The following is a 13,589-nucleotide window of genomic DNA, read 5'->3' as shown; positions in this document are numbered from 1 at the left end:
CGCCAGTTGTTGTCCAATGACCCGGTGCGAATAATGATTAGCGCGGAAGGGCAAGGCATCATCGCGCGTATTCAATGCTTGAACAGTCGCGAGTCCTTACCCGCGAAATGCATCGTCGAAGATTGCGAAAAGCTTGTTGGGGGTGCGCCGTAACCTGAGCTGTCACCGTAGCCCGACATCTTGTGCGAGGGCTGCTGATATTGCGTACCTGCCTGATTGTTCTGTGTGTCGTGCATCGAGACGGTCGGTGCGGGTGTCGTATCGTTCATCGGTGCGTTCATCTGCTGCGCAAACGACAGGGTAGGGATGGCGACGATCGAAGCAATGAGCATGACGTGTTTGAGTGCTTTCATGAAGGCTCTCCAATAGTGTGATGGTGCCACGTCGACCATTCCGGTCGACGCGTACCCACAGAATAAGAAGCTTTCCTTAACTTCTCCTTAGGGGCGCTCAAACAACTTTCTTCCGCATTTTCAATCCCCATCCCAACCATGGCGTTCACGCCATTCACGTTCGTGCTCCTCATGCTCATGGTGGCGCCACCGCCGTTCGCGCCACTCCTGCCGCTCATGCCATTCACGGGCACGCCAGTCGTCGCCGTAGCCGTAGCCATATTCCACCACGGGCGGGGGCGCATAAACGACCGGCGGAGGCGCAATGTAGGCCGGCTGGGCAGGCACGAAAACCGGCCCGGGAATGCCGATGCCGATGCCCACATCGACGTGCGCGGAAGCGGCTGTGGAAGCCATTAATATCGCGCCGCCGAGAATCACTGATAATAGGTTCTTGCGCATGTTTTTCTTTTCGCCCGATGGTGGCGGGCGATGACAGTGAAGATGGTGCGCAGTTTAGGCAGGGCCGCGGTTTGCAGGTGCAAGAGGGATGCGAGATTGGTAACACGGAGTAACGGCGCGCAGCCTTAAGGTTGCCCTAATCTTGCGATCTGGTATTTTTCGCGGACAGACCGTCTGCTGCAGGTGGTTCGCGCCCGTCATGGGGCCTCGATCATTGATCATGGGGTCCAGCTCGCGGACGCGCAACAACGCCCGCTGAGGAGCGGTGCGCTTGCTGCGTTGCGGCAAAATGCGCCTGCCACGTCATCCGCACAGACTTTTTTCCCCTCCAGGCGGCCCTCACTTGCTCTGGCGCGACACGGACGGCCACCCACTCCAACACCCCGCAAACCCTTTACCAGAAGGGCTTCGCCCGCCACCAGCCAGCGCCCGCGCACTGGCGGTGTCGCATTTCCACATGTGCTTGTCGCAAATAGTCGGCTAGGCGTACTTTTTTCTGGCAACTATGTATGCACAGCGCGGACGGACGTCCGCCACGCGAGGAGAGCATTCAATGAATTCCCCCAAGGTCGTGGTCGAAGGGTTGTGCAAGGTGTTCGGCACCAACCCGAAACAGGCGATCGGCATGCTGGCAGGCGGCGCAACCAAAGAAGAGGTCTTTGCGCGCACCGGTCAGATAGTCGGTGTCCATAACGTGTCGTTCGAAGTCAAGGAAGGCGAGATCTTCGTGCTGATGGGCCTCTCGGGCTCCGGCAAGTCGACGCTGATTCGCCTGATCAACCGTCTCGTCGAGCCGACGGCCGGCAAGGTGCTGATCGACGGCCGCGATGTGGCCAGCGTGCCGCGCGCGGAATTGACGGCGCTGCGCCGCAAGGACATGAGCATGGTGTTCCAGTCCTTCGCGCTGATGCCGCAACGCACGGTGCTGTCCAACGCCGCGTTCGGGCTGGAAGTGGCGGGCATCGGCAAGAAGGAGCGCGAGAAGCGCGCCATGACCGTGCTCGAGCAGGTCGGCCTCGCGCCGTTCGCGCAAAAACTGCCGGCCCAGTTGTCCGGCGGTATGCAGCAACGTGTGGGTCTGGCACGGGCGCTGGCGGTCAACCCGTCGTTGATGATCATGGACGAGGCGTTCTCCGCGCTCGATCCGCTCAAACGCAAGGAAATGCAGAACGTGCTGCTCGATCTGCAACGCGAGCAGCAGCGCACCATCCTGTTCGTGTCGCACGATCTGGAAGAGGCGATGCGCATCGGCACCCGGATCGCGATCATGGAAGGCGGCAAGGTCGTCCAGGTCGGCACGCCCCAGCAAATCATCACCAATCCCGCCGACGACTACGTGCGCGCGTTCTTCGAAGGCATCGACACCAGCCGCTATCTGACGGCCGGCGACCTGATGCAGACGGACGCCGTGCCGCTCATGCAGCATTCGCCGCAGATCGACGCCTCGAGCGTGGCCGCCACGCTTAACGGCAGCGCCGAATACGCGTTCGTACTCGACAGCGAGCGCAAGTTCCGCGGCTTCGTGTGCCGCGATGCGATGGGCAGCGCGTCGCCGCAGCTCAATCACATCGAGTGCATCCGCCGCACTACGCCGCTGGACGACGTCGTCGAGCGCGTGGTGGCGAGCCGTGCGCCGCTGCCGGTCGTCGAAGCGGACGGCTCCTACTGCGGTTCGGTCAACAAGACGAACGTGCTGAACGTTCTCACGCGCCATCGAGGTTCCCATGTCTGAAGTCATTCCACTTGGCGCCTGGGTCGATCACGGCGTTCATTACCTGCTCGACCACGACGCTAAAACCTTCGACTCGATCGGCAAGGTCATCGAGAGTTTTGCCGCGCTGATCGAGCACGGCCTGCAAGCGGTACCGATGTGGGCGCTGATGGCGTTTTTCGTCGGTGTCGGTTTGTGGCGGGTGGGCTGGCGTTTCGCGCTGTTCACCTTGCTGGCGATGCTGCTGATCTACGGCACCGGCTTCTGGGATCAGATGGTGATCACGCTCGGTCTCACGCTGTCGTCGACCTTGATCAGTCTGCTGCTCGGCGTGCCGCTCGGCATCTGGACCGCGAAGAGCCGCACCGTCGAAATGATGGTGCGTCCCGTGCTCGATCTGATGCAGACCATGCCCGCGTTCGTCTACCTGATTCCGGCGGCGATGCTGTTCGGTCTCGGCCGCGTGCCGGGGATTCTTTCCACGGTGATCTTCGCGATGCCGCCTGCTGTGCGTCTCACGTCGCTCGGCATCAAGCATGTGAATCGCGAAATCGTCGAAGCTGGGCAGGCGTTCGGCTGCACGCCCTTGCAATTGCTCTACAAGGTGCAGTTTCCGAATGCGCTGCCGTCGATCATGACCGGCGTGAACCAGACCATCATGATGGCGCTCTCGATGGTGATCATCGCCTCGATGGTCGGCGCGGGCGGTCTCGGCAACGACGTGCTGGCGAGTATTCAACGGCTCGATATCGGCTTGGGTTTTGAAAGCGGCCTCTCGGTGGTGATGCTGGCGATCATTCTCGACCGCATCACGGAAAGTTTCGGCCGCTCGCCGGGTACGGCGCGGGCGCCTCTGTTGTCGGGCTTGCGCAGCGTCATGAAGGTGCGCCGGGCGCCGGCGGCCCAGCACGGCTGAGCCGCCTATGAAGCGCGACGCGATCTCTCCAGTTGTTGAGGCCCCATCCGATTCGCCGCTGTCCGGGCTCGCGCACTTCGGCTTTCTGACGCTGCCGAACTTTTCGATGATCGCGTTCACGAGCGCGGTCGAGGTGCTGCGCATGGCCAACTACGTGGGCCGCGCGCAGCACTACACATGGTCGGTGATTACACCGGACGGCGAGCCGGCGCGAGCGAGTAACGGCATCACCGTGAAGCCGACCACGACGCTGGCCGAAGCGGGCATGCCGGATGTGCTGATCGTCTGCGCCGGCTGGCATGTGCGCGACTACGTGGACGAGACGATCATCGCGTTGCTGCAAGATGTTGCGTCGAAGGGCATTCCGCTTGGCGGCATTTGCACGGGACCGTACGCACTGCTGGCCGCGAATCTGCTCGACGGTTATCGCTGTACCGTGCATTGGGAAGACATGTCGCCGTTGCACAAGAGTTACCCGCACGTACGTTTTGCCGGCGAACTGTTCGTGATCGACCGTGACCGGATGACCTGCACCGGCGGCACCGCGCCACTCGATCTGATGCTGAACCTGGTCGGCATGCGCCTCGGCCATGCAGTCGCGGCGCAAGTGTCCGAACAGTTCATCGTCGAGCGGATTCGTGGCTCGACGGATTATCAGCATATTCCCGTCGATGCACGGGTCGGTTTCTCGCGAGCGGAATTAATCGAAGTCGTGCGCTTGATGGAAGCGAATATCGAAGAGCCGTTGTCGCTCGACGAGCTCGCGCGGCTCGTGCATCTGTCGCAACGTCATTTGCAGCGGATGTTCAAGATGTTTCTGAGCGTATCGCCGACGCATTATTACCTGACCTTGCGTTTGCGTCGTGCGCGTGAACTGCTGCGCAATACTGATGCATCGATTGCGCGGGTAACGGCAGTATGCGGCTTTCATTCGCCGTGTCATTTCAGCAAGGCCTATCGCGCGCAGTTCGGTCACGCGCCGAGTGTGGAGCGACGCTTGTCGGCGTAGACGAGTCTGCATAAGTAAGTTGACGTCAATAAAGTCGACGCAAGAAGTCGCACTTTGAAAATCCGATTCGATTATTAAAACCAGTAAAGCATCAATCACCCAAAGGGAACGCCATGAAACGTTTGTGGGCTGCGTCGTTGTGCGCGCTGTCGGTGTCATCTGTCCTTGCCGCGGAACCTGCCACCTGCCGGGACGTCCGGTTCGCCGACGTCGGCTGGACCGATATCGCGGCGACGACCGGTCTCGCTTCGACCGTGCTTGAAGGGCTCGGCTATAAGCCGACCAAAACGATCGCTTCGGTGCCGATCACCTTTGCGGGTGTGAAGAGCAAGCAGATCGACGTGTTCCTCGGCTACTGGTCGCCGACCATGGACCCGATGATCGATCCGTTCAAGAAGGCCGGCCAGCTTACCGTGCTGCCGACGCCGAACCTGACCGGAGCGAAATACACGCTGGCCGTGCCGGATTACGCGTATCAGGCGGGCATCAAAACCTTCACCGACATTGCGAAGAACTACGACAAGCTCGACGGCAAAATCTATGGTATCGAGCCGGGTAACGACGGCAATGCGCTGATCAAGAAGATGATCGACAGCAACCAGTACGGTCTTGGCAAGTTCAAGCTGGTGGAGTCGAGCGAGGCAGGCATGCTGGTCGAAGTGAATCGCGCAGTTCGCGCCAGGAAGCCGATCGTGTTCCTCGGTTGGGAACCGCATCCGATGAACGTGCAGATGAAGATCGATTATCTGTCCGGCGGTGACGACGTGTTCGGCCCGAACTACGGCGAAGCCAGAGTGCTGACGGTCACGCCGAGCGATTACTCGACGCGTTGCCCGAACGTCGCGAAGCTCGTGTCGAACCTGCAGTTCACGACGGATATCGAAAACCACGTGATGCTGCCGATCATGAACAAGACGGATCCGAACAAAGCGGCGAAGGACTGGCTGAAGGCGAATCCGGCTGTGCTCGACAAGTGGCTTGCCGGTGTGAAGACCTTTGATGGGAAGGATGGGTTGCCGGCGGTGAAGGCTTATGTTGCTGGGAAATGAAGTTTGAGAGTTTGGGTTTAGCTTTCGCGCCGTTCCGGCGGCGCGAAAGCGGGACTGAAAAACCCGGACAACAAATCAACGAATGGCTCGCTCAAATCGCCTGAGCCCGTCCGGGAAAGGTTTCGTCATAGCCTGAACCGTCATCGACTTCAGCCGCCGTACCGCGTTGCTCGCGGTACATCATCGGCGGCAAACCGAACTGCTTGCGGAATTCGCGGCCCAGATGCGAGGCATCGGAAAAGCCGCAACTCGACGCGATATCCGCTACCGTTTTATCCGAACTCGTCAACAGCCAGGCGGCAGTGCGCAAACGCACCTGCTTCGCGTAGGCCTGAGGCGCCTTACCGGTTTGCGCCTTGAAGAGCCTTTCGAGCTGCCGCGGCGACAGATCGAGTTTGCGCGCCAGTTCATCGAGCGATAGCGATCGCCCCACATGCTGTTCCATCAGCAGAATCGCGCGCTTCACCTTTGGATGCGCGGCAGGTGCCAACCCAGGTGGATGCGGCTGCGGTGCGTTGCCCTTCTGCATATCGTCCACCAGCAGAATCCGCAGCGCCTTCTGCACCGTGGCCGTTTCGAAGTGGCGCAGCAGAATCGCGGCCGCCACGTCGATCGACGCCCGCCCACCGGAACACGTAATGCGTCGGCGGTCGATCACAAATAGCCGATCCGCCACCAACGCCTCCTCGTTGACCGCCGGAAAGCGCTCGATAAAATCCCAGTAGTGAAACCAGCTCACGCAGATGCGGTGGCCTTCCAGCACGCCCGCGCGCATCAGCGAGAACACGCCGGTGCACATGCCGACGAGGGTTGCATCCGTGGCGGCGGCGCGGCGGATGAAGGCCAGCGTCGCATCGTTCGCAGCCGGCCCTGAATGCAGCAGGCCGCCCACCACAACGACGTAATCGAAGGGCTCGGCGTTGTCGAATGTTTCCCACGGCGTGATCTGGATCCCGCAACTGGCACGCACCGGAGCGAGGGTTTCCCCTATCACGCTCCACGAGCAGCGCACGGGCTTGCTGAAGTCGCCTTCGTCCGCGGACAGGCGCAACAGGTCGACGAAACCCGAGAACGCCGTCAGCGTGAAGTTCGGCAGCAGGATGATGCCGAAGCGGATGCGTTGCTTCGAGGTGCCGTCGATCGATTGAAGGGGAAGCGGTTCAGCGGAATTCATGCATGCAGCCAGCAAGGGAAAGGGGTTGAAACAAGCATAGCACCGGGGACAGGGACGCTTAAGCGGCTCATGTCGCAAATGCGTCAGAAGTCATCGCAAATCCGCCGCAGCGCTTGGCCGGCGGCCCGCTTGACGCCACTATCCCACTGTCATGCCGTTTTTATTCTATCGGTCCAATTTGACGTGCGGTGCAATAGGGGCTAGTTCAAGCCAAACCCGGCACCCAAGGTATCGCAACGTATAAGGCACGTCATGAACGTCAGCGTCTTCGATCTGTTCAAGATCGGCATCGGTCCCTCAAGCTCGCACACCGTCGGGCCGATGATTGCTGCTTGCCGTTTTGCCTCGCATATCGAAGACGCCAATCTGCTGAGCTTCGTGCGGCGCGTCAAGGTCGAGCTGTTCGGCTCGCTCGGCGCGACCGGGAAAGGGCATGGCACGGACAAGGCGGTCCTGCTCGGCCTTGAAGGCAATCTACCCGACCTGATCGACCCGGACGTGATCGAACCGCGCCTGCAGGCGATTCGCGAAACGAAGCAACTGGTGCTGCTCGGCAAGCATCCGGTCAAATTCGACGAGCGCGAGCAACTCGGCTTCTTCCGCAAGTTGATGCCGGGCGCGCCGGGCTCGAGCATCGTGCATCCGAACGGCATGCGTTTTCAGGCCTTCGACGAGAACGGCCAGTTGCTGGTGGAGAAGGAGTATTACTCGATCGGCGGCGGCTTTGTGATCAATCGCGAGGGCGACCGCGTCAATGGCTTGCGCGCTGGGGCGGAGGTGCCGTTTCCGTTTCGGACCGGCGACGATCTGATGCGTGTGTGCCGCGAAACCGGTTTGTCGATCGCGCAGGTGACGCTGCGCAACGAATGCGCGTCGCGTACCGAACAGGAAGTGCGCGAAGGGCTGCTGACGATCTGGCGCGTCATGTCCGCCTGCGTCGAGCGTGGCTGCAAGGTGCGTGGCGAGTTGCCCGGCCCGATGCATGTGAAGCGCCGCGCCGCCGACCTGTGCGCGCAATTGCGTTCGCGTTCGGAAGAGTCGCTGCGCGATCCGCTGTCGATGCTCGACTGGGTCAACCTTTACGCGATGGCCGTGAACGAAGAGAACGCAGCGGGTGGGCGCGTCGTCACGGCGCCGACCAACGGCGCGGCCGGTGTGATTCCGGCGGTGCTGCATTACTACGTGAAGTTCATGCATGCGTCGAACGACGAGGGCATCGTCACCTTCCTGCTGACGGCCGCGGCGATCGGCATCATCTACAAGGAAACCGCCTCGATCTCGGGCGCCGAAGTGGGCTGCCAGGGCGAGGTCGGCGTTGCGTGCTCGATGGCTGCCGCGGCGCTTGCCGCCGTGATGGGCGGCACGCCGACGCAAGTGGAAAACGCCGCCGAGATCGGCATGGAACACAACCTCGGCATGACTTGCGACCCGGTTGGCGGCCTCGTGCAGATTCCCTGCATCGAACGCAACGCGATGGGCGCGATCAAGGCGCTCAACGCGGCGCGCATGGCGATGAAGGGCGACGGCCAGCACTACGTGTCGCTGGACAACGTGATCAAGACGATGCGTGAAACCGGCGCGGATATGAAGACCAAATACAAGGAGACGTCGCGCGGTGGACTCGCCGTGAACGTCATCGAGTGTTGAACAAGTTGAGAATCAAAGAGTAACAACAGGACCCAAAGGACCAACAATGAGCCGCTATTCGATATTCAGCCTGTTGCGCAACGGGATGTCGTATCACGAGAACTGGGAGCGTCAGTGGAAGAGCCCCGAGCCTAAGCGTGAATACGACGTCGTGATCGTCGGCGGCGGCGGGCATGGCCTCGCCACTGCCTATTACCTCGCGAAGGAGCATGGCGTGCGCAATATCGCCGTGCTGGAGAAAGGCTGGATCGGCGGCGGCAATACCGCGCGCAATACGACCATCGTGCGCTCGAATTATCTTTGGGACGAATCGGCCGCTCTGTACGAGAAGGCGATGAAGCTGTGGGAAGGTCTCTCGCAAGACCTGAACTACAACGTGATGTTCAGCCAGCGCGGCGTGATGAACCTCGCGCACACGCTGCAGGACGTGCGCGATACTGAGCGCCGCGTGAATGCAAACCGGCTGAATGGCGTGGATGCCGAGTTCCTCACGCCGGAGCAGATCAAGGAAATCGAGCCGACCATCAATCTGAACAGCCGCTATCCGGTGCTCGGGGCGTCGATTCAACGTCGCGGCGGTGTGGCGCGACACGATGCAGTAGCGTGGGGCTTCGCACGCGGCGCGGATCAGCATGGTGTCGATATCGTGCAGAACTGCCAGGTCACGGGGATTCGCCGCGACGGTAGCCAGGTGGTTGGCGTGGATACCACCAAGGGTTTCATCAAGGCGAAGAAGGTCGCGGTGGTCGCGGCGGGCAATACGTCGTCGCTCGCCGATATGGCGGGTATCCGTTTGCCTTTGGAGAGCCATCCTTTGCAGGCTTTGGTCTCCGAGCCGATCAAACCGGTCGTCAATACGGTGGTGATGTCGAACGCGGTGCACGCGTACATCAGCCAGTCCGACAAGGGCGACCTGGTGATTGGCGCGGGCGTCGATCAGTACACGGGCTTCGGTCAGCGCGGCAGCTTCCAGATCATCGAAGGCACGCTCGAAGCGATCGTCGAAATGTTCCCGGTGTTTTCGCGCGTGCGGATGAACCGCCAGTGGGGCGGCATCGTGGATGTATCGCCGGATGCGTGCCCGATTATCAGCAAGACCGACGTGAAGGGGCTTTATTTCAATTGCGGCTGGGGTACGGGTGGCTTCAAGGCGACGCCTGGGTCGGGGTGGGCTTATGCACACACGATCGCGAAGGACGAGCCGCATCCGCTGAACGCGCCGTTCTCGCTGGATCGTTTTTACACCGGCCACCTGATCGACGAGCACGGCGCTGCCGCTGTTGCCCACTAACGCACATTAGGAAAACCAGATGCTTCTGATCGAATGCCCTTGGTGCGGGCCACGCGCCGAAACCGAATTTTCCTGCGGCGGCGAAGCGGATATTGCGCGCCCGCTCGACACCGACAAGCTCACCGACAAGGAATGGGGTGACTACCTGTTCATGCGCAAGAATTCGCGCGGCGTGCATCGCGAGCAATGGATGCACGCGCAAGGATGCCGCCGCTGGTTCAAGGCCCAGCGCGACACCGTGAGCTACGAGATTCAGGGCTACGAGACGTTCGAACGTCCTCTGCTCGCGATGGACAGCACCGACGCTAACGCACAAGACAAGGCACACGAGGGCAAGGCACCATGAGCCAGAAAGACCGACTCCCCAGCGGTGGGCGCATCAACCGTGCGATCGTACTGAACTTCACGTTCAACGGGCGCAAGCTTCAGGGTTATCAGGGCGACACGCTCGCGTCCGCGTTGCTCGCGAACGGCGAGCACTTCGTGGCGCGCAGCTGGAAGTACCACCGGCCGCGCGGCATCGTGACGGCGGGTGTGGAAGAGCCGAATGCGGTTGTGCAGCTCGAAACCGGCGCATACACGGTGCCGAACGCGCGTGCGACTGAAGTGGAGTTGTATCAGGGACTCGTCGCGACCAGCGTGAACGCGCAGCCGAGCATCGAAAAAGACCGCATGGCGATCAACCAGAAGTTCGCACGCTTCATTCCGGCGGGCTTCTACTACAAGACCTTCATGTGGCCGCGCAAATTCTGGCCGAAATATGAGGAAGTGATTCGCGATGCGGCCGGTCTCGGCAAGGCGCCCGAGCAAACCGACGCGGACCGCTACGACAAGTGCTTTGCGCACTGCGACGTGCTGGTGGTCGGCGGTGGCCCGACGGGGCTGGCGGCCGCGCATGCGGCGGCATTGTCCGGCGCACGCGTGACGCTGATCGACGATCAGCCGGAACTCGGCGGCTCGCTGCTGTCGTGCCGCGCGGAGATCGACGGCAAACCGGCGCTGCAATGGGTCCACAAGATCGAAGACGAGTTGCGGCAGATGCCCGATGTGAAGATCCTGTGCCGCAGCACCGCATTCGGTTACCAGGACCATAACCTCATCACCGTCACGCAGCGGCTCACCGAGCATCTGCCGGTGTCGCAGAGAAAAGGCACGCGCGAACTGATGTGGAAGATCCGCGCGAAACGCGTGATTCTCGCAACAGGCGCGCATGAGCGGCCGATCGTATTCGGCAACAACGATCTACCGGGCGTGATGTTGGCCTCGGCCGTGTCGACCTATCTGCATCGCTATGCGGTGCTACCGGGCCGCAATGCCGTCGTGTTCACGAACAACGATGACGGCTATCAATGCGCGCTCGATCTGAAAGCGGCCGGTGCCCAGGTGACGGTCGTCGATCCGCGGGCGGCCGAATCGAAGGGCACGCTGCCCGCGCTTGCGCGGCGCTATGGCGTCAAGGTGATGAACGGTGTGGCGGTGACAGCGGCGCACGGCAAGCTGCGGGTTGCCTCGGTCGAAGTGGCGTCGTATTCGAACGGACAGGTCGGTGCGAAGCAGGGCGATCTACCCTGCGATCTGCTCGCGATGTCCGGCGGCTGGAGCCCGGTGCTGCATCTGTTCGCGCAATCGGGCGGCAAGGCGCACTGGCATGACGACAAAGCCTGCTTCGTGCCGGGCAAGGCGATGCAAGCCGAGACGAGCGTTGGTGCGTGTGCCGGCGATTTCACGCTAGGACAGGGGATTCGCTTCGCGGTCGATGCCGGTGTCGAGGCGGCGCGTGCAGCGGGGTACATCGTTGCGCGACCGAATCCGGTGCACGTGGCCGAGGTTAGCGAAACGAAGATGCAGCCGCTGTGGCTGGTCGGCGGCCGCGAACTGGCGACGCGCGGGCCTAAGCAGTTCGTCGACTTCCAGAACGACGTGTCGGCAGCCGATATTTTTCTCGCGGCGCGCGAAGGTTTCGAATCGGTCGAACACGTGAAGCGCTACACGGCGATGGGTTTCGGCACCGATCAGGGCAAGCTCGGCAACATCAATGGTATGGCGATTCTCGCGCAGGCACTCGGCAAGACGATTCCCGAAACCGGCACGACGACGTTCCGCCCGAACTACACGCCGGTTACGTTCGGCACGTTTGCCGGCCGCGAGCTGGGTGAGTTTCTCGATCCGGTGCGCAAGACCGCGGTGCACGAATGGCACGTGGAAAACGGTGCGGCGTTCGAGGACGTCGGCAACTGGAAGCGCCCCTGGTACTTCGCGAAGGCCGGCGAGGACATGCATGCCGCGGTTGCGCGCGAGTCGCTCGCGGTGCGCACGAGCGTCGGCATTCTCGATGCTTCGACGCTCGGCAAGATCGACATCCAGGGCCCCGATGCGGCGAAGTTGCTGAATTGGGTCTACACGAATCCGTGGAGCAAGCTGGAAGTCGGCAAGTGCCGCTACGGCCTGATGCTCGACGAAAACGGCATGATCTTCGACGACGGCGTGACCGTGCGTCTTGCCGACCAACACTACATGATGACGACCACCACGGGTGGCGCAGCGCGCGTGCTGACGTGGCTCGAACGCTGGCTGCAAACCGAGTGGCCGGATATGCGCGTGCGTCTCGCTTCCGTGACGGATCATTGGGCGACGTTTGCGGTGGTCGGTCCGAACAGCCGCAAGGTCCTGCAGAAAGTTTGCCACGACATCGACTTTGCGAACGCGGCGTTCCCGTTCATGAGCTATCGCGAAGGCACCGTGGCGGGTGCGGCATCGCGCGTGATGCGGATCAGCTTCTCGGGCGAACTGGCTTATGAAGTGAACGTGCCCGCGAACGTCGGCCGCGCGGTGTGGGAGGCGCTGATGGCTGCGGGCGCGGAATTCGACATCACGCCGTATGGCACGGAAACCATGCACGTGCTGCGTGCCGAGAAGGGCTACATCATCGTCGGCCAGGACACGGATGGGTCGATGACGCCGTACGACCTCGGCATGGGCGGGCTGGTCGCGAAGTCGAAAGACTTTCTCGGCAAGCGTTCATTGACGCGCTCGGATACGGCGAAGGCCGGCCGTAAGCAACTGGTCGGGCTGCTCGCGGACGATCCTACGTTCGTGATCCCCGAAGGCTCGCAGATCGTCGCCGGTCCGTTCCAGGGCGATACCGCACCGATGCTCGGCCACGTCACGTCGAGCTATTACAGCCCGATCCTGAAGCGCTCGATTGCAATGGCGGTAGTGAAGGGCGGTCTCGACAAGATCGGCGAAACGGTCACGATTCCGCTCGCGAGCGGTAGACAGATTGCGGCCAAGGTCACCAGCTCGGTGTTCTACGACAGCGAAGGAGCACGTCAACATGTGGAATGAAACAAGAGGGACAGTGTCGGCGGTGGATCGCGCTGTCGGCCAGCAAACGGGCGTGTGGCAGGAGTCGCCGCTGGTGGGCGCGGATGCGCTGCTGAAGAAGCATCAGGCGACGGTGTCGGCGGCGTTCCGTTTGAGCGAGCGGCCGTTTCTGGAACTGGTGAACGTGCGCGGCGACACGCGTGACGCGGCGTTCGTGAGCGCGGTGGAAAGCGTGATCGGCTGCCGGCCGCCCGAGAAGGCGAACACGATTGCACGCGGCAATGGCTACGACATGCTGTGGCTTGGCCCTGACGAGTGGCTGGTGCGCTCGGCCATGGCGCACGACGCGACGCGTACCGCGCCGTTGCAGGCGAAACTCGGCGCGGCATTTGTGGGCGTGTTCGCGTCGGCGGTGGATATCGGCAGCGGCTATACGGTGCTCGAGATCAGTGGCACTCGAACGCGTGAAGTGCTGGCGCGCGGTTGTCCGCTCGATCTGCATCCGAAACTGTTCAGCGAGGGGCAGTGCGCACAGAGTCACTTCTTCAAGGCGTCGATGACGTTGTTGCCCACCGGCGCAGACAGCTTCGATATCATCGTGCGCCGCAGTTTTGCGGACTACTTCGTCAAGATCATGCTCGATGCGGCCGAGCCGTTGATGTCGTGAAGCGCGG

The 13,589-nt window shown here is 61.8% G+C and carries 12 protein-coding genes; 9 read left to right on the top strand and 3 right to left on the bottom strand.

All coding sequences use genetic code 11. The annotated features are described in order from the left end of the window. Positions 1-71: 71 nt before the first annotated feature. Positions 72-353 (bottom strand): hypothetical protein, encoded by a 282-nt coding sequence (locus tag BM438_RS35600; RefSeq protein ID WP_093644477.1) that lies wholly within the window; start codon positions 351-353, stop codon positions 72-74. 120 nt (positions 354-473) lie between these two features. Beyond that, entirely contained in the window at positions 474-794 is a 321-nt protein-coding gene (locus BM438_RS35595; RefSeq protein ID WP_093644475.1) for a hypothetical protein, read from the bottom strand. A 553-nt stretch (positions 795-1,347) separates the two neighbouring features. Between BM438_RS35595 and BM438_RS35590 the strand changes: the two genes are divergently transcribed. The 4 genes from BM438_RS35590 to BM438_RS35575 all read left to right on the top strand — a co-directional run bounded on the left by BM438_RS35590 (position 1,348) and on the right by BM438_RS35575 (position 5,479). Beyond that, positions 1,348-2,526: a quaternary amine ABC transporter ATP-binding protein gene (locus tag BM438_RS35590; RefSeq protein WP_093644473.1), complete on the top strand. Its 1,179-nt coding sequence runs from the start codon at positions 1,348-1,350 to the stop codon at positions 2,524-2,526. Beyond that, positions 2,519-3,421: a choline ABC transporter permease subunit gene (gene choW, locus BM438_RS35585; protein ID WP_093644471.1), complete on the top strand. Its 903-nt coding sequence runs from the start codon at positions 2,519-2,521 to the stop codon at positions 3,419-3,421. Before BM438_RS35590 ends, choW begins: the two co-directional genes overlap by 8 nt. Positions 3,422-3,428: 7 nt before the next feature. Continuing rightward, complete coding sequence (locus BM438_RS35580) at positions 3,429-4,430, top strand: GlxA family transcriptional regulator (protein ID WP_093644469.1); 1,002 nt, start codon at positions 3,429-3,431, stop codon at positions 4,428-4,430. A gap of 113 nt (positions 4,431-4,543) precedes the next feature. Then, on the top strand, positions 4,544-5,479 hold the full coding sequence (locus BM438_RS35575; RefSeq protein ID WP_093644467.1) for a choline ABC transporter substrate-binding protein: 936 nt from the start codon (positions 4,544-4,546) through the stop codon (positions 5,477-5,479). Between the two features lie 91 nt (positions 5,480-5,570). Here BM438_RS35575 and BM438_RS35570 read toward each other — a convergent pair whose 3' ends face one another. After that, positions 5,571-6,653, bottom strand: a complete 1,083-nt coding sequence (locus BM438_RS35570) for a GlxA family transcriptional regulator (RefSeq protein ID WP_093644465.1) — start codon at positions 6,651-6,653, stop codon at positions 5,571-5,573. A gap of 252 nt (positions 6,654-6,905) precedes the next feature. Here BM438_RS35570 and BM438_RS35565 point away from each other — a divergent pair, with 252 nt between their 5' ends. Genes BM438_RS35565 through BM438_RS35545 form a run of 5 tightly spaced genes read left to right on the top strand, consistent with a single transcriptional unit; the run spans position 6,906 to position 13,582 of the window. Further along, the gene (locus tag BM438_RS35565) at positions 6,906-8,300 is read left to right on the top strand and encodes an L-serine ammonia-lyase (RefSeq protein ID WP_093644463.1); all 1,395 of its coding nucleotides are present in this window, start codon (positions 6,906-6,908) and stop codon (positions 8,298-8,300) included. Between the two features lie 46 nt (positions 8,301-8,346). Further along, positions 8,347-9,591, top strand: a complete 1,245-nt coding sequence (locus BM438_RS35560) for a sarcosine oxidase subunit beta family protein (protein ID WP_054038698.1) — start codon at positions 8,347-8,349, stop codon at positions 9,589-9,591. 19 nt (positions 9,592-9,610) lie between these two features. Further along, entirely contained in the window at positions 9,611-9,937 is a 327-nt protein-coding gene (locus tag BM438_RS35555; RefSeq protein WP_093644461.1) for a sarcosine oxidase subunit delta, read from the top strand. Then, the gene (locus BM438_RS35550) at positions 9,934-12,936 is read left to right on the top strand and encodes a sarcosine oxidase subunit alpha family protein (RefSeq protein ID WP_093644459.1); all 3,003 of its coding nucleotides are present in this window, start codon (positions 9,934-9,936) and stop codon (positions 12,934-12,936) included. Before BM438_RS35555 ends, BM438_RS35550 begins: the two co-directional genes overlap by 4 nt. Beyond that, entirely contained in the window at positions 12,926-13,582 is a 657-nt protein-coding gene (locus BM438_RS35545; protein WP_093644458.1) for a sarcosine oxidase subunit gamma, read from the top strand. Before BM438_RS35550 ends, BM438_RS35545 begins: the two co-directional genes overlap by 11 nt. Positions 13,583-13,589 lie beyond the last annotated feature (7 nt).

Origin of the sequence: Paraburkholderia aspalathi, assembly GCF_900116445.1 — a bacterium.
In the GTDB taxonomy this organism is placed as follows: domain Bacteria; phylum Pseudomonadota; class Gammaproteobacteria; order Burkholderiales; family Burkholderiaceae; genus Paraburkholderia; species Paraburkholderia aspalathi.
The sequence above is the reverse complement of the archived record's forward strand: the minus strand, read 5'-3'. Positions and strand labels throughout refer to the sequence as shown.